We start from the raw sequence: 15,351 nt of genomic DNA, 5'->3' as shown, positions 1-15,351 counted from the left end.
GTAACCCCGGTATTACCCACCGGGGTAGTAGGTAGCGACAAAAAGACCCTCGCGGGTCTTGATTGTCGGTTAGCCCTGCTACCGCTAGGTTAACGCAAAGTCAGTTAATCACTCTCTGGGAATTCCTGACGGGTTTTGAGGTTGACGGGGGACTATAGAAGGGAATATGACGATCGCCTCGGTCTCGTTGCTATTTGTTGGGCGGGTTTAATTCGACCACCAATCCCCGAGAATGTCCTCGTTTAGTGCAACTTTCGGGAGGGTGTCGGTTGGGCTGTGGTCGGCGATCGGGGTCGAGATTTCGGGCGCTTTACTAGGGCGCGCGGCGTCGAGTCGGACTTTAAAGGAGGTTGGGGTCGAGCTGCCGCGTTTGGGTACGGTTAAGGTGAGAATACCGTCTTGCAAATGGGCTTCGATCCGATCGCCTTCAATGGCTGTACCGAGAACGACGACCCGATGAAATTCGCCGGAGTTGAATTCGCTCCAAGTTCTCACCCCTCGCGCAGAAGTGCGGGCTGGGGATTTTCCGGCCAGTAAAACGGCGTGGCGGCTCGCTTGTACGTTTAAGTTGGCGGCTGGAATCCCCGGTAATTCGGCTCGCAAAATGAAATCATTTTCTCGTTCTCGCACTTCGATCGGCGGTTGCCAGGTGCCGGGTTTTTCCGGGAGGTTGACGAGGGGATCGGCGGCGATCGCGCGGGGGTCTCGACGGGATGAGGGAGTGGCGATCGCTTCTAATTGGCGCCGCAATTGATTGAGTTCGGACAGAGAAGTTAATTGAATTTGAGTATTCATTGAGATTCAACCTCCCAAAGTAAAAAAGGCACGCGATCGCCGCTTAGAGATAAACTCTCGAAGAGCAAGTCATCTTGACTTCGTGCGATTAGCTTACGTTCTACGATAAAACCCCTGGCAGTTGGCGACATTGGGGCAAACCGTAATCGTGCTGTTGTATTTGCCGTCGCGTCGGCGCGATCGCCCCTGCATCGCCCCTGTAACGGTCTCCCATGCTCTCCACCATTAAAAATCCCTCCTTTTTCTCGCTCGAAAAGGAGGGATTGTTTCGCGATCGCACCCAAATCTTAAATAGTCGAATACTTCTGGAATACTTATTGGAATCCTTTTGGGGCTAATTTCTAGAAGAATTTTCGGACTGATTTCGCTCGGTCGAATTGACCTGAGTTTCCGTTAGCGACTTACAAGTTTGAGGATGAGGTCGAAATTTGAAAAAGCCAAAAAACCCAAAAAACCCAAACAAGCCTACATTTCCAGTGACTAAACCTAACAAGCCGAGAAAACCCAACCATCCGAGATATCCGAGTTTTTCGGTTTGTTGGGGTTGCATCGCGATCGGCTCCGTAACTTTCACCTTGCTGAATCGATCGCGATTCTAACCCTTCGCCCTTGGGGCGCACTTCGCCCAATCGATTCCCCCGATTGGAGGAGATCGCCCGGACACCTCCGAAAAAGTGGAGTTTCAGCCACGCGAACTCGGGAGGGGTCGAGGCGATCGACAGGCGGACGGGAGCAAGTTAGACCCACTAACCGTGACCGTTACGGATGGGAGTTCCACACGGATAAGTCGCCACGGGCGCGGATCTGTGTTCGGCGGGGGATTGAGCTCGTTCTTGGGGTTTTTGAGCTTTGGCGAGTTGATAGTCGAGTTGCAATTTGGTCAGCATTTGCGATCGCCGATCGTATAGTCGTTTGAGCGGACGCGGTTCGCACTGGGCGATCGCGTAAGCGGTGAGAATGGGCAGGGCGATCGTCGTATCGGTATAACAGACAATCGTGTTCGGGAGTTCTTCCGGATCGACTTTCCCCCAACTGACCGCCTCACTCGGGGTCGCGCCGGAGAGTCCTCCGGTATCGGGACGGGCGTCGGTAATTTGGATAAAATAGTCGTGTCCGCGCTCTTCCAGACCCAAAACTTCGTGAATTTGCGGTTGAGTTTGCAGCAAGAAGTTTTTGGGAGAACCGCCGCCGAGGATGACCGCCGCACTTTTGCCGGGAATTGGGGTTCCGGTATCTCGCGCACCGTAGGCGATCGCGGCAGTTTCGTTCACATCGATCGCCGGATCGAGGACGAGTTCGGAGCCTTCCAGGGCCAGGGCCGCCACGTTCATCCCGATCGAACTATCCCCCGGGGAGGAAGTATAAATCGGGACGCCGCACTCGTAAGCGGTCGCCAGCAAGCAAGAATGTTCGACCCCGCGCTGTTTTTCGATTTCGCGGATATATTTGCCGAGGAGGTAATGAAATTCGGCAGTTCCCATCCGTTTTTGGAACGGTTCGGCGCGCAAAATGGTCCGCACGAAGGCATCGGTTTCGAGAAGGACGTCGTAATCGAAGATGATGTCGTAGATGCGGATGTTGCCTTGTTCGCGCAGTTCGGCGTCATCGACGAACGGACTCCCTTTGTAGAGGTTTAAGCCGAGTCCGTAGTGGAGGTCGTGGTAGAGGTTGGCTCCGGTACTGATGATATAGTCGATGAAGCCGTGACGGATTAATGGGGCGATCGCCGATATACCAAATCCGGCGGGGGTCAAGGCGCCGGAGAGGGTCAAGCCGACGGTAACGCCTTCTTGAAGGACGTCGCGACTGAGCAGGTGGCAAATTTCGCGCAACCGTGCGGAGTTATAAGCGCTGAAGTGATTGTCGATCAGATCGACGACGCTGAGATCGGCGGATACGGGGGTCGGGGTAATTTGATGGCTGTGAAATTTAGACATGGTTTGATTCTTGAATCTTCTGAGGACAGCAACAGCAAGCCCAATGAGGAAACATTAGGGTTCGTCCTCAACCGCCGCCACTGTGAAATATCCGGCGGTTGAGTCGGGGAGCGATCGCCTGTCGCGTCGCCGTCGTCACTGTCCTAGGAGATCTGCATCGATCCACGTCTCGGGAGTTTTGTCCTAGGGAGAATCCTCGGTACGCGGTGACGGGCCGTACTGACGCCATACAAGGGGCGATCGCCGCAACTCGTCGATCGTCAAATTAGGTGAGCGCGATCGACAGTCGTTGACTTCGTTAAAAATTCATCGCCTTGGGTCGATCGACCGAGTTTGCAACCAAGGCCGTTCCGGTGGCGTGTTCCGGAGGCTGGCTCGAAACCGGGGTGTGCAAACTACTCGTTACAGGTCGATCGGATCGTACTGGGCGCCTCGCAACGGTCGGTCCACGAAAGCGCCGGGTCGCAATGTCGTTTCCGCTTCAACTGCATATCCAGATACCACAAGGAGCGCCAGGGATATCCGGTCAGAGCAAGGAGTTTCAACGTTTTTTATGCAACCTCTCTATGTAAAGGTCATTGTCGTTCGAGGCGCCGACCGGGCGATCGCGTCGAGCGCGGTTGAGCATCGTTACCGGGGAGCAATGGGTATTTTTTCGCGCCTCTCTATCAATTTAACATTGATTCTTAACATTGGTGCAGGTCGATGCACGGGAGCGGGCGATCGTCATCCCCGGCGTCCTTTTTTGTCGTCGTTCCCGCGATCGCTTCCGGCCAGAGTCGTACAGAAATCGCTGGACTGAACGAAGCAAGACCCGTTATAATGGAAGTTCGTGACTTTGGCAGATGGTTATGCACGCTCAAGAAATTATTCAATCGATCGAAAAAGAGCAGCTCAAATCCGACCTTCCGCAGATCTACGTCGGCGACACCGTTAGAGTCGGGGTGAGAATTCGCGAAGGTGGGAAAGAACGAACCCAACCTTACGAAGGCACCGTCATCGCCATGCGTAACGGGGGCATCAACGAAACGATCACCGTCCGGCGTATTTTCCAAGGCATCGGTGTCGAACGGGTCTTTTTGCTGCACTCCCCTCGGATCAACTACATCAAAGTAATCCGTCGCGGTAAAGCCCGCCGGGCCAAGCTGTACTACTTGCGCCAACGAGTCGGCAAGAAAACCCGTCTCAAACAGCGCTTCGATCGCCCCCTCTAACTTGCAAGCCTTGCCAAAAATTTCCGTGGCCTGTTGACGCGAGCGCGAGTTACATCTTAAAATAACTTTGGGTGAGTCGCGAAATCAAAATTGCTGATTCAGCCCGTGCGCTCTTAGTTCAGTTGGTAGAACGCAGGTCTCCAAAACCTGATGTCGGGGGTTCAAGTCCTCCAGGGCGCGCTGAACCATCGCCCAAGAACATCTACCCGGAAGTGAAGCGGCTGTCGGTGAATCGACAGAGGTGACAGCTTTCGGGTAGAATTTCGATCTGGGTGGTTCCGACGAGGGTTGCCAAGAGCAATAAATAGGTTTGGCGAGGCTGGGGAGTTAGATCGCCCCGAAGTCTGCCCGAGGACTGCCGTGTAAAGCGCGTTTTGGGAAACAGGAAATCGTGGCTAAAAAAGACGAAGCCCAGATGCAAGCGAGTGCAGACGGGTTCAACCCAGTCAAATTTCTAGAGGAAACCAAAGAAGAACTGACCAAAGTAGTTTGGCCTTCGCGACAACAAGTCGTCAGCGAATCTGCCGCCGTCATTCTCATGGTGGTTCTCTCCGCAAGCTTAATCTACTTTCTAGATCGATTTTTTGGTTGGGCAGCTACACAGGTATTCGGATGACTTTTGCCTCGGACGATTCGCACAACACACCTCAACGGTCAGACATGGAGGAAGAAACGACCAAAGCGTCCGTCACTCCTCGTTGGTACGCCGTTCAGGTGGCTTCAGGCTGCGAAAAGCGGGTGAAAGCCAACCTAGAGCAGCGCATCCAAACTCTGGACGTGGCCGATCGCATTTTCCAGATCGAGATCCCTCAGAGTGCTGCCGTCAAAATTCGTAAAGATGGCAGCCGCCAGCAAACCGACGAAAAAATCTTTCCCGGTTACGTCCTCGTGCAGATGGCGATGGACGATGAAAGCTGGCAGGTTGTCAAAAACACCCCTCATGTGATTAACTTTGTCGGAGCCGAACAAAAGCGTCGGTACGGACGAGGGCGCGGACACGTCAAACCCGTACCGCTCAGTCACTCCGAAGTGGAAAGAATCTTCAGACAACGGGAAGAAGCCGAACCCGTCGTCAAAACTCATTTGGCGCCCGGAGAAAAAATCGAAGTGGTTTCCGGACCGTTCAAAGAATTTGACGGCGAAGTGATCGAAGTCAGTCCCGAGCGCAGCAAGCTCAAAGCACTGCTTTCGATCTTCGGACGGGATACCCCCGTCGAGCTGGAGTTCAATCAAGTTCGCAAATTAAGTTGAAGCAGCAAACACAGTAAATGGCAAAAAAAGTTGTTGCGGTGATCAAGTTGGCCATCGATGCGGGTAAGGCCAACCCAGCACCCCCAATCGGCCCGGCTCTGGGTCAGCACGGCGTGAACATCATGATGTTCTGCAAAGAATATAACGCCCGGACTGCAGACCAAGCGGGCTTGGTGGTGCCTGTCGAAATTTCGGTTTACGAAGACCGCAGTTTTACCTTTGTTCTCAAAACTCCACCCGCGTCGGTTCTGATTCGTAAAGCCGCCGGAATTCCCAAAGGGGCTGCCGAACCGAACCGACAAACCGTCGGCACGATTACGCGCGACCAACTGCGCGAAATCGCTCAGACGAAAATGCCCGACCTCAACGCCAACGACATCGAGGCGGCGATGAAGATTGTCGAAGGAACCGCCCGCAATATGGGTGTGGCAGTTTCCGACTAAGACAGCCATCCGGCAAAATTTACATTGACCCATTCAATGGGGGAGAGGCATCAACCTCGCTAACGACCCCAGGAGAGTAGAAATGTCCAAGAAACTATCGCGTCGCGTCCAAGAACTGAGAAAGAAGGTCGAGGATCGACCTTACGAGCCGCTCGAAGCGCTCAATCTTTTAAAAGAAACCGCTACAGCTAAATTTCCCGAATCGGCGGAAGCCCATATCAAACTCGGGATCGATCCGAAATACACCGACCAACAACTGCGGACCACCGTCGTGCTGCCTAAAGGGACGGGTCAGACCGTTCGCGTAGCCGTAATTGCGCGAGGCGAGAAAGTGACGGAAGCGACCAACGCCGGAGCCGATTTGGTGGGTTCGGAAGAGTTGATCGACGAAATCCAAAAAGGTCAAATGGATTTCGACAAACTGATTGCCACCCCCGATATGATGCCGCAAGTGGCGAAACTCGGGCGACTGCTCGGGCCGCGCGGTTTGATGCCCTCGCCGAAAGGGGGAACGGTAACTTTCGATCTCGAACAGGCGATCGCCGAGTTCAAATCTGGTAAACTAGAATTTCGTGCCGATCGCACCGGGATCGTCCACGTCATGTTTGGTAAGGTCTCCTTCAGTGCGGAAGACTTGCTGGTGAACCTCAAAGCCTTGCAGGAATGTATCGACCGCAACCGTCCGTCCGGTGCCAAAGGCCGTTACTGGAACAGCATTTATGTTTCGGCGACGATGGGGCCGGGGATTCAAGTCGATATTAGCTTGCTGCGCGACTTGAAGACTCACGAAGCCGCCTAAACCAATTTTGAGTTTTGTACGTTTTCTTTGGAGGTCGAAACTCACGATCCGATCCCACAACTGAAAACGAGTAAGCCACAGACAGCAGGTGCCCGATGGCTTAATTCCCTGCCGAGGTCAACTCTTCCTGACGCGATTCCAGTCTAGTCACAGCCGTGACCGAATCGAATCGCGTAGGAGGCAAACCCCGGCTCTGAAACAGTCGGGGTTTTAGGTTTTTCCGAGGGGGGAGTGATGTGGCTGCCAGAACTGGCGATCGTTGGTGGGATCTTCATTGCTTGGCACCTTCCCAAGCTCGAAAGACAGTCCCTCGCAAGGACATTTCCCTGTAGTAAAGGAGGTGAAAACGGGTGGGAAGAACGCTAGAAAACAAAAAAGAGATTGTTAGCAATCTCAAAGAAGTCCTCGATGAGTCTCAGATGACCGTTGTCATCGACTACAAAGGGGTCTCCGTCGCGGAGATTACGGATTTACGCAATCGCCTGCGTCAGAGCGGCGCCTCGTGCGTGGTGACCAAAAACACGTTCATGCGTCGCGCCATTGCCGAATACGAGCAGTGGCAGCCGATGGAGGAATTTCTCAAAGACTCCTCCGCTTTCCTGCTGCTCAAAGACGATCTCAGCAGTGGCATCAAAGCCTATCGAGAGTTCCAAAAAGCGACGAAGAAAACCGTGCTTCGCGGTGGCGTCCTCGAAGGCAAAGTGCTTAATGAAGAGGAAGTCAAGGCGATCGGCGATCTGCCGTCGAAAGAAGAACTCATCGCCCAAATTGCCGGAGCGATCAATTCTCTGGCGACCAAGGTGGCCGTCGGCGTCAAGGAAGTTCCTGCTTCTATTGCGCGCGGTATTCAAGCTTATGCCGACAAAGACAACGATTCCGGCGAAGCGGCCTGAATCGCTCTGTTTGGCATTTGAGAGTCCGTTTGTTTAACCATTCAGTCCACACCATTGTCTAAGGAGTCAATCCATGTCTGCTGCTACTGACGAAATTTTGGAAAAGTTGAAAACTTTGTCCCTGCTCGAAGCTTCCGAGCTGGTCAAGCAAATTGAAGAAACCTTCGGCGTGAGCGCTGCTGCTCCGGCGGGTGGCATGATGATGATGGCCCCCGGCGCTGCTGCGGGTGCGGCGGAAGAAGCCGAAGAAAAAACCGAATTCGACTTGGTGCTCGAAGAAGTTCCCGCCGACAAGAAGATTGCGGTTCTCAAAGTCGTGCGCGCGCTGACGGGTTTGGGTTTGAAAGAAGCCAAAGATATGGTCGAATCCGCGCCGAAGCCGATCAAAGAGGCGATCGCCAAAGAAGCCGCCGAAGATGGCAAGAAGCAGCTTGAAGAAGCAGGCGCCAAAGCCAGCATCAAGTAGGCTGTGTAGCCAACTGATTCGGAGTTGAACAAAAATAGCGACGCATTCCTCCACCTTGCGTCGCTATTTTTGTTCAACAACTCTAAGGAGGAAGTTCCGATGTCTGGAAAATCTGGCGGCATTCCCCCGATTATCTATCTCCTGGTGGTCGTACTACTCGGCGGGAGCGGGTGGTGGGTGGTTCGTCGGTCTGCCGTCGAACCCGTCACGGTGTTGTCTTGGCTGGCAGGCAAACCTCTGTTCCAAGCCGCCCAAACCCTCACCGGACACGACGATATTGTCCAGTCCGTCAGCATCAGCCCCGACGGCAACACCCTCGTCAGTGGCAGTGACGATAACACGATCAAAATCTGGGACTTGGCGACGGGTCAACTGCGGCAAACCCTCGGACATGACGATATTGTCCAGTCCGTCAGCATCAGCCCCGACGGCAGCACCCTCGTCGGTAGCAGTGCTAGTACCATCAAAATCTGGGACTTGGCGACGGGTCAACTGCGGCAAACCCTCGACAGTGGTGGCACTTTCGTCAGTATCAGCCCCGACGGCAGCACCCTCGTCAGTGATGGTTTTGATGGCATTAAAATCTGGAACTTGGCGACGGGTCAATTGCGGCAAACCCTCACCGGACATGATGTGGGGGTCGAATCCGTCAGCATCAGCCCCGACGGCAGCACCCTCGTCAGTGGTGGTTTTGATAGCACCATCAAGATCTGGGACTTGGCGACGGGTCAACTGCGGCAAACCCTCACCGGACATGACTTTTGGATCGAGTCCACCAGCATTAGCCCCGACGGCAGTACCCTCGTCAGCAGCAGCGGGGATAACACCATCAAGATCTGGGACTTGGCGACGGGTCAACTGCGGCAAACCCTCACCGGACAGGACAGGAGTGTCCACGCCGTCAGCATCAGCCCCGACGGCAGCACCTTGGTCAGTATCAATGGGCCAAATATCAAGATCTGGGACTTGGCGACGGGTCGATTGCGGCAAACCCTTACCGGACACGAGCATTGGGTCAGCTCCGTCAGCATCAGCCCCGACGGCAGCACCCTCGTCAGTGGCAGTGCCGATCGCACCATCAAAATCTGGCGCGTCACACCTTGAGGAGCTTTGAATTGGGACAGCCGCTCCACTCCATCAGCAGCCGGGTTGCTTGGAGAAACACGGCTTCTAAAGGGTTTCTCAGTCAAGTAAGGATAGTAACAGCAATGAGTAAACCACCCTTTTATGTCGTCCAAAGAAACCTAATTACATGCCTCTTCAATGGCTTTGTCTTTATTTGACGATTTGCGATCGCGAACCTTTCGTTTGTCGGGAGGGGCTTGGTTGTAACTTACTCGGTAAAGTCGAGACTGCTCCCCATTGGGTGACAAAACTGTTGAGAAGTTGCTCTTGACTTTGGCGGAACCCCTCGAAATTGTAGCCGCCATTCATAATCGCAAACCAGAGATCTCCTTGTTGTTCGGTGGGTAAAACTCCGGCGATCGTGCTGACATCGTTGAGACTGCCGGATTTGACGACGGCGAGGGGTGGAAGGGGCCGATCTTCGAGGATTCCGGTATCGCGACCCGCGATCGCCACGACATCGGAAAGCGTGAGATTGTAGGGTTCCAATTCGCGTGAAATTGCTAAAAATAAACCCGTTGCGGCTCTGGGAGAAATGCGATTTTCTGCCCCCAAACCAGACCCGTTAATCAATTGAATTTCTGTAGGAGGAACGCCCACGGTTTCGGCGGCTTTGCGGGCGACGATATCGGCTCCGCCGACCGCTTCGGCGAACATATCCGCCATTAAATTATTACTGTAAAGGTTCATTTTTTTGAGCAATTCTGCCACCGGGAACGAGTAGTGACGCACTAAGATTTCCCGGTTTTGCGGTGCCGCGTTCAGGGGGAGAACGTCCCCTGAAATCGCTACTTCCGGACGGGGGGTTTCTGGGGGGAGGGTCGCATATTGATTTTCAACTTCTGCGGACCATAGCTGACGATTTAACCCCTGTTTGAGGAAATTTCCGGAAGTTATGGGGTCGGTTTCAAAATTCATGTAGAACGGGCCGACGATCGCCAAATTCCCGGCAACGCGATCGATCCCCAGTTGTTTTAAAGTATTGCCCAGGGCGATCGCCTCTTCCCAAACAAAAAAGGGATCTTGTCCGCCTTCGATGACTAAATCTCCCTGCAATACCCCATTTTCAATCGGTCCGGTGGCACTAATTACGGTTTCAAATTGGCGATCGGGGCCGAAGCTTTGTAAGGCGACTAAAGAAGTGGCAATTTTAGTCACTGAAGCGGCGGGCAGGGGGACGGTTCCCTGATGGTTAGCTAACAGTTTGCCATCGACTTGTAGCCAAATCCCTTGATTACTTTTGGGGAAGCCTTGGGCTTCGAGGCGATCGAGATACTGCTCGATTTGAGCTTGAATTTTAGGGTCGGGATTGTCGGGAGCAACCAGTAACAGTTTAGGTTCGGGAGGATTGACCGATGCGGCGGAAACTTGAGCTTTCGGGCTATTTGAATCGGCTTGAGTAGGGGGTGTTTCGGTGGTCGGATTGTTAGCAGTTGGATCGTTACCAGTACATCCGTTGAGGACGATCGCCACGGACAGAGAACAGACGCTGAGAGCGAGGGTAAAACGACTAAACACGATGGTTTTTGAGCTAAATAATTGCACGAAACTAGGGTTAGTTCAGATTCGAGTCGTCAATTAACCATTTTTGGTTGTTTTCATCCCAAATTAATTGGAAGTTTCTAACTTCTGAAGTTTGTCCGCCGTCAGGAGTAGCGTAATTCAATTCGACATCTACATTCGCCCGATCGCCCTGCTGTTCGGTTCGCACGACGCGATCGATATCGACGCGATCGACCCCTTCCCAAAAACCGTTATAAGATTGGGGATCTTGACCGTGATATTCGGTTTGGAATTCGGGAGAAAGTTGATTCCAACTGTCTTGGTAGTTGCGATCGTTGAGGGTCGAATAATAGTTTTCGATCGCCTCTTCTGGAGAAGGACGGGGGTTATTTTCGGGTTCTTCGGACGCAGGACGGGAATGATTTTCTCCGTCGATCGGATCGGTTGGAGTCAATGAGAGCTCCGAGGTTTCCGAAGGGGCGGCGTGTTCCACCTCTTGCGGGGTCGGCGCGATCGCACTGGCTTCCGGAGTTGCGACCTCAAGGGCTTGCTGCTGGCGGGGATCGTCGGTTTCTGGGTTGGAGTAGACCTCGGGGGCTGCTGCTGCATCCGGCGCCGGGGCTGCTTCCTCGGGGGCGATCGCCCGCACGGTTTGGGGTTCCGGTTCGCGACGGTATTGCGGTGGGTTGCGAATCGCGGTTTTTGGCTCTAATGTCTCTACACTCGTCGTTACAGGGCTTTTCGCATCGGGAGTTGCAGCCGACTCTTGCGAGGTCGCTTGAGGTTGCGATCGCTCCGGTTTGCTGCCAATTCCGCTCGCTCCTACCCCGATGCCCAAGGCAATCGCCACGGCGATCGCCGTGCCGATTAACAAGGGTTTGTAATCCTGTTTGTGGGCGGGTGTGACGGTCGATGGTGGCGCTGAAACGGCCATCGTGGCTTGGGTGGGGCCTGCATTCGCCGAACGAGTTTCTAAAGCATCGAGCATGGCGCGGGCCGTGGGAAAGCGATCGCGCGGGTGGGACTGAATGGCTCGGTTTAAAATTGCCGCTAAATAGCGAGAAATGGAGTATTGCTGCGGATGCCAGATAATTTCCTGAGTTTGCGGGTCTATTTCTAACTCTGATGCTGTTTTTCCCGTTAATAAGTAAATTCCGGTCAAGCCCAAACTATATAAATCGCTGGCAAACACCGGGCGCCCCGCCGCTTGTTCCGCAGGCATAAAGCCGGGAGTTCCGACGACGATCGAGGTGGCGCCACTGCCCGACTGCTGCACCGCCGTGGTCGCGACAATTTCTTTGACGGCGCCGAAGTCGATTAACACGGGTTTGCCGTCTTTATGGCGGATAATAACGTTTTGCGGCTTGAGATCGCGGTGAATAATCCGTTTGCTGTGGATAAAGTCGAGAACGCGCAGCAAATCGGCGAGAAGCTGACAGACCTCCGATTCGGCAAGCGGTCCGGACACGGCGACGCGATCGCTCAAGGTGACCCCTTCGATCCACTCTTGAACGAGATAAAATTGCTCATTTTCTTGGAAATAAGCATATAAACGGGGAATTTGCCGATGTTCTTCGCCTAATTCTTCCAAAATTGCCGCTTCGCGACGGAAGCGATCGCGAACGAGCATCGCCACTTGCGGATCGCTGGTTGCACTTTTGAGTTGTTTTATCGCGCAATACCGACCGGAGGGCATTTGCGTGTCTTCTGCTAAAACAGTTTCTCCAAACCCACCAAAACCGAGGGTTTTGATAATGCGATAGCGATTGTTAAGCAAGGTTTGATTCATCTTCGTGGGTGATTTTGCGAAGGGAGTCGGAAGGGCAAGTTAGGATAGGGGTTTAGGGGTTTTCTAGAGTCAACAGTTTCGGTGCGTGGGTTCGAGTGGGTGAATATTCTACAGTAACTTATAGAAAAAAAGAAATTCTGTAAAGGATATGGGAGTTTTTTAGTTTTTACTGCATTCGATCGAAGAGAATCGCAAATTTGAGAGATGCGATCTTTTAAAACAGTCGAGTTAAACTTTAATATGTTTAAGTTTAAAGCATAAAAGTCAGCAGTTTGCTACGTTCGATTACTGAATCATTCGATTCTCGTTTATCGTTGTTTAAACAGGACTTTACTAACACGGAAAAGAGAGATTGAGTGGGTGGAGATCGGAATGAGAAAAAAAGGCTAGAGAAAGGTTGTTGAGGAAGCGATCGCCCGCTCAACTGAGGCGATCGCAGGGAGAATTTTTAGAATGAACTCGCCGAGTTTCGATAGATTTTTATCCAAAATTGCTGGTCGTCAATCCGTGAAAGTTTCCCCAATATTTTCTGATTTGGGCGATCGCCGCCCTTAACTGCTCCAAGTTAAGGATTGCCCTTTCCGGAACCGACAGATGCGTCGGATAAGTTGGATCGTGCCATCAACTCTAGGGATCGACGACTTCAGTGTAAAAATCTTCGAGCAAGCTGTGACCGACGGTGCGATCGCCTCCCTAGGGACTTGTGACTCGCGACTCCCTTGCAGGGTAAACTCGAAGGTTGCACGCCATGCAAGCAGACGGAGACGGAAACCTTGGGCATCGAACTGCGAAGTTATGTATTTTTAGATAGTTTGCAGCCGCAACACGCTGCGTATTTGGGGACGGTCGCCCTGGGATTTTTGCCTTTACCGGGGGATTCCTCGTTGTGGGTAGAAGTGTCACCTGGAATTGAAATTAATCGGATTACCGACGTGGCGCTCAAATCGACGGTGGTGCGTCCCGGGGTGCAGGTGGTGGAACGGTTGTACGGGTTGTTGGAAGTCCACGCCAGCAAGCAGGGGGAAACCCGAACGGCGGGGAAAGCGATTTTAGACGCCCTGGGGGTTCGACGTCAGGATTGTTTGAAACCGCGCGTGGTTTCGAGTCAAATTATCCGTAATATCGACCCCCACCAGACGCAGTTAATTAACCGAACCCGGCGCGGTCAGATGATTTTGGCGGGACAGACCCTTTACGTGTTCGAGGTGCAACCTGCGGCGTATGCGGCGTTGGCGGCGAATGAGGCGGAGAAAGCGGCATTGATTAATATTTTGCAAATTCAGGCGGTGGGAAGTTTCGGACGGCTTTATCTCGGCGGGGAGGAACGGGATATTTTGGCGGCGTCGAGAGCCATTTTGGCGGTGATGGAAAGTTTACCGGGTCGGGAACATCCGGGAAGCGGCAGTAATGAGTAAAAATTCCGATCGCCCCCGGAGAAGGAGACAGAATCTAAAAAAACGCGATCGCAATTCGGCGCGATCGCGGTGAGTTTGCGACAATTGTAGGCAGTACCGATTGACACGAACTCAAGCAATCTTATGGAAACGACAGAACTACTAGCCCGTTATGCTGCTGGAGAACGGAATTTTCGCGATACCGACTTGTTTCGCGCGGAATTGATGAATGCGGATCTCAGTGGCGCCAATTTATTCCGGGCCCAGTTATTTCGGGCGAATTTATTTCGCGCCAATCTGGTAGGGGTCAATCTGTTTCACGCCGTTTTAATTGGCGCCAACCTCAGTGGGACGAATCTGAGTGGGGCCGATTTAATCGGGGCGAATTTAGTAGGGGCCGATTTACGCGGGGCCGATCTCAGTGGCGCCGACCTCAGCGATGCCGATCTCAGTGGCGCCGACCTGAGTGGGGCCAATCTCAGCTATACGGATTTGACTCGGGCGACGTTGTTTCGGGCGGAATTAATTGATGCCGTTTTGAACAATACCAATTTCAAACGGGCGAATTTGAAAGCGGCGAATTTTAGTGGGGCGAAGTTGAATGAAGTCAACTTCACCGATGCCATTGTCAATAAGACCCATTTTTCGCTGACTGAGGGAATTGGCGAAGATCTGGAAATGGAGTTGAGAGGGCAAGGGGCATTTTTCGATCGCTAGGCGATCGCCTCAGAATGCAGTGAGGCGCCGAATCGATCGCGATTCGATCTCACCCTATTTCACTCAGTTAACTTGTGAAAATGCGAAAATCCTCGCTATGATATTTCACTCGAATTGCGCGAAATAGCGAGGATTTTCTACAGGGTTACCGGACAATTTAAAGGCTTAAAAAGATCGCTTGTAAAAGAGGGGCGATCGCCGATCGCTTAATTCAAATCTGAATGACCTTGAAGAGATTCAGAATATAAAACATGGGGGGGCGGATCCGGTGAAAAATGATAGCTGATATGGGCTCCATTGGGATAGAGAAACGTACAAATCACTGAGGTTTCCGGATTGTATTTAATAATTAATTCTTGCAATCCCGACTCTTTCCAATCGCTGACCATTGAGGAAAGTTGGTGGATCGTTTTATATTTCAATTGCCAATCTTCCAAGGTCGTGCTGTTTTTCTCCAACTGTCTGAGAACGATCAAGGTTCCTTTTTCTTGAAAATTCTTGTACCCTTGATAAGCCAGTTTGCCGAGTAACTCTGCATTATGTTCGATCGCTTGCAGTTGTTGTTCTCTAGATTCTAAAGGGTTATTCATCCTAGTTCTATCGATTTTCCCCGATTGTTCACCCAGATTTTACTGGGTTATAAGCATTCGAGCAAACAGTATTTTTAAGGATTTTTGAACAAAGCCGAGGACAGTCACATTTTCACTTCTCGGGCGATCTCCGGGGACGTGGCCGCATCACTCTTGAAATTACAAGGCTTTTGAAGCGATCGCCCGGGAAAAACGCGCGCCTCAACTCGGGAAAAGTGTAACTCAATTTCACAAAAATAAGAGTAAAACGATCGCGAAGGCGCCGAAAACGGGGCGCCAGGATTGCCAGAATCTCTGCGATCGAGTAAAGACGTGCCTCGTCGGCTCAAAAATGGGTAAATCTGCCTCGATCGACCCTCAAAAATCCCAAATCTAAAATCGAATGGGTCTTGCCAAAAATCGCCGCGACGCCATACTTCAGTTTTACCGCCCCAA

At 52.5% G+C, this 15,351-nt stretch carries 17 protein-coding genes, 1 tRNA gene and 1 other annotated feature; of the genes, 11 read left to right on the top strand and 7 right to left on the bottom strand.

Features of this window, described 5'->3' with window-relative positions; genetic code table 11:
* Positions 1-207: 207 nt before the first annotated feature.
* From JJD41_RS24380 to JJD41_RS24365, 4 genes are all read right to left on the bottom strand, one after another.
* A complete protein-coding gene (locus JJD41_RS24380; protein WP_200670468.1) occupies positions 208-795 on the bottom strand; it encodes an Hsp20/alpha crystallin family protein in 588 nt (195 codons plus the stop codon).
* 334 nt (positions 796-1,129) lie between these two features.
* Positions 1,130-1,345: a DUF3796 domain-containing protein gene (locus tag JJD41_RS25890; protein WP_200670467.1), complete on the bottom strand. Its 216-nt coding sequence runs from the start codon at positions 1,343-1,345 to the stop codon at positions 1,130-1,132.
* A gap of 196 nt (positions 1,346-1,541) precedes the next feature.
* Entirely contained in the window at positions 1,542-2,732 is a 1,191-nt protein-coding gene (locus JJD41_RS24370) for a homospermidine biosynthesis protein (protein WP_200670466.1), read from the bottom strand.
* Positions 2,733-2,799: 67 nt separating this feature from the next.
* Positions 2,800-2,961, bottom strand: a complete 162-nt coding sequence (locus JJD41_RS24365; protein WP_200670465.1) for a hypothetical protein — start codon at positions 2,959-2,961, stop codon at positions 2,800-2,802.
* 622 nt (positions 2,962-3,583) lie between these two features.
* Between JJD41_RS24365 and rplS the strand changes: the two genes are divergently transcribed.
* From rplS to JJD41_RS24320, 9 genes are all read left to right on the top strand, one after another.
* Positions 3,584-3,946 carry a 50S ribosomal protein L19 gene (gene rplS / locus JJD41_RS24360; RefSeq protein ID WP_168570429.1) on the top strand — a complete coding sequence of 121 codons (363 nt, stop codon included), beginning with the start codon at positions 3,584-3,586 and terminating at the stop codon, positions 3,944-3,946.
* Between the two features lie 107 nt (positions 3,947-4,053).
* Positions 4,054-4,126, top strand: a tRNA-Trp gene (locus tag JJD41_RS24355).
* A gap of 211 nt (positions 4,127-4,337) precedes the next feature.
* Entirely contained in the window at positions 4,338-4,562 is a 225-nt protein-coding gene (gene secE, locus JJD41_RS24350; RefSeq protein WP_200670464.1) for a preprotein translocase subunit SecE, read from the top strand.
* On the top strand, positions 4,559-5,197 hold the full coding sequence (gene nusG, locus JJD41_RS24345) for a transcription termination/antitermination protein NusG (RefSeq protein WP_168570431.1): 639 nt from the start codon (positions 4,559-4,561) through the stop codon (positions 5,195-5,197). Before secE ends, nusG begins: the two co-directional genes overlap by 4 nt.
* A 17-nt stretch (positions 5,198-5,214) precedes the next feature.
* On the top strand, positions 5,215-5,640 hold the full coding sequence (rplK, locus tag JJD41_RS24340; RefSeq protein WP_168570432.1) for a 50S ribosomal protein L11: 426 nt from the start codon (positions 5,215-5,217) through the stop codon (positions 5,638-5,640).
* Positions 5,641-5,722: 82 nt separating this feature from the next.
* Positions 5,723-6,439: a 50S ribosomal protein L1 gene (gene rplA / locus JJD41_RS24335; protein WP_200670463.1), complete on the top strand. Its 717-nt coding sequence runs from the start codon at positions 5,723-5,725 to the stop codon at positions 6,437-6,439.
* 57 nt (positions 6,440-6,496) lie between these two features.
* Positions 6,497-6,663: a sequence feature (ribosomal protein L10 leader region), on the top strand.
* 126 nt (positions 6,664-6,789) lie between these two features.
* Positions 6,790-7,332, top strand: coding sequence for a 50S ribosomal protein L10 (gene rplJ / locus JJD41_RS24330; protein ID WP_200670462.1), 543 nt, complete (start codon positions 6,790-6,792; stop codon positions 7,330-7,332).
* A gap of 73 nt (positions 7,333-7,405) precedes the next feature.
* Positions 7,406-7,798, top strand: a complete 393-nt coding sequence (gene rplL / locus JJD41_RS24325; RefSeq protein WP_168570435.1) for a 50S ribosomal protein L7/L12 — start codon at positions 7,406-7,408, stop codon at positions 7,796-7,798.
* Positions 7,799-7,897: 99 nt separating this feature from the next.
* A complete protein-coding gene (locus JJD41_RS24320) occupies positions 7,898-8,902 on the top strand; it encodes a WD40 repeat domain-containing protein (RefSeq protein WP_200670461.1) in 1,005 nt (334 codons plus the stop codon).
* A gap of 171 nt (positions 8,903-9,073) precedes the next feature.
* Here the strand turns inward: JJD41_RS24320 and JJD41_RS24315 are convergent, their stop codons facing one another.
* Both JJD41_RS24315 and JJD41_RS24310 read right to left on the bottom strand, forming a co-directional pair.
* Positions 9,074-10,441, bottom strand: coding sequence for a D-alanyl-D-alanine carboxypeptidase (locus JJD41_RS24315; protein ID WP_370583949.1), 1,368 nt, complete (start codon positions 10,439-10,441; stop codon positions 9,074-9,076).
* A 37-nt stretch (positions 10,442-10,478) separates the two neighbouring features.
* Positions 10,479-12,215 carry a serine/threonine-protein kinase gene (locus JJD41_RS24310; RefSeq protein WP_200670460.1) on the bottom strand — a complete coding sequence of 579 codons (1,737 nt, stop codon included), beginning with the start codon at positions 12,213-12,215 and terminating at the stop codon, positions 10,479-10,481.
* Positions 12,216-12,988: 773 nt separating this feature from the next.
* Here JJD41_RS24310 and JJD41_RS24305 point away from each other — a divergent pair.
* The gene (locus JJD41_RS24305; protein WP_168571956.1) at positions 12,989-13,630 is read left to right on the top strand and encodes a hypothetical protein; all 642 of its coding nucleotides are present in this window, start codon (positions 12,989-12,991) and stop codon (positions 13,628-13,630) included.
* Positions 13,631-13,753: 123 nt separating this feature from the next.
* Positions 13,754-14,326, top strand: coding sequence for a pentapeptide repeat-containing protein (locus tag JJD41_RS24300; protein ID WP_200670459.1), 573 nt, complete (start codon positions 13,754-13,756; stop codon positions 14,324-14,326).
* A 206-nt stretch (positions 14,327-14,532) separates the two neighbouring features.
* Here JJD41_RS24300 and JJD41_RS24295 read toward each other — a convergent pair whose 3' ends face one another.
* Positions 14,533-14,916 (bottom strand): hypothetical protein, encoded by a 384-nt coding sequence (locus JJD41_RS24295; protein ID WP_200670458.1) that lies wholly within the window; start codon positions 14,914-14,916, stop codon positions 14,533-14,535.
* Positions 14,917-15,351 lie beyond the last annotated feature (435 nt).

The sequence above is a fragment of the Oxynema mangrovii CENA135 genome, from assembly GCF_016632315.1.
Classification (GTDB): domain Bacteria; phylum Cyanobacteriota; class Cyanobacteriia; order Cyanobacteriales; family Laspinemataceae; genus Oxynema; species Oxynema aestuarii.
This window is presented reverse-complemented; position numbering and strand designations above follow the sequence as displayed.

What these genes read in the sequence shown, in the direction of transcription:
- nusG (WP_168570431.1), top strand. Translation starts at nt 4,559, where the DNA reads ATGACTTTTGCCTCGGACGATTCGCACAACACACCTCAACGGTCAGAC.
- JJD41_RS25890 (WP_200670467.1), bottom strand. Translation starts at nt 1,345, where the DNA reads ATGCAACCCCAACAAACCGAAAAACTCGGATATCTCGGATGGTTGGGT.
- rplA (WP_200670463.1), top strand. Translation starts at nt 5,723, where the DNA reads ATGTCCAAGAAACTATCGCGTCGCGTCCAAGAACTGAGAAAGAAGGTC.
- JJD41_RS24310 (WP_200670460.1), bottom strand. Translation starts at nt 12,215, where the DNA reads ATGAATCAAACCTTGCTTAACAATCGCTATCGCATTATCAAAACCCTC.
- JJD41_RS24380 (WP_200670468.1), bottom strand. Translation starts at nt 795, where the DNA reads ATGAATACTCAAATTCAATTAACTTCTCTGTCCGAACTCAATCAATTG.
- JJD41_RS24300 (WP_200670459.1), top strand. Translation starts at nt 13,754, where the DNA reads ATGGAAACGACAGAACTACTAGCCCGTTATGCTGCTGGAGAACGGAAT.
- rplS (WP_168570429.1), top strand. Translation starts at nt 3,584, where the DNA reads ATGCACGCTCAAGAAATTATTCAATCGATCGAAAAAGAGCAGCTCAAA.
- JJD41_RS24295 (WP_200670458.1), bottom strand. Translation starts at nt 14,916, where the DNA reads ATGAATAACCCTTTAGAATCTAGAGAACAACAACTGCAAGCGATCGAA.
- rplL (WP_168570435.1), top strand. Translation starts at nt 7,406, where the DNA reads ATGTCTGCTGCTACTGACGAAATTTTGGAAAAGTTGAAAACTTTGTCC.
- rplK (WP_168570432.1), top strand. Translation starts at nt 5,215, where the DNA reads ATGGCAAAAAAAGTTGTTGCGGTGATCAAGTTGGCCATCGATGCGGGT.
- JJD41_RS24365 (WP_200670465.1), bottom strand. Translation starts at nt 2,961, where the DNA reads ATGGCGTCAGTACGGCCCGTCACCGCGTACCGAGGATTCTCCCTAGGA.
- JJD41_RS24370 (WP_200670466.1), bottom strand. Translation starts at nt 2,732, where the DNA reads ATGTCTAAATTTCACAGCCATCAAATTACCCCGACCCCCGTATCCGCC.
- JJD41_RS24320 (WP_200670461.1), top strand. Translation starts at nt 7,898, where the DNA reads ATGTCTGGAAAATCTGGCGGCATTCCCCCGATTATCTATCTCCTGGTG.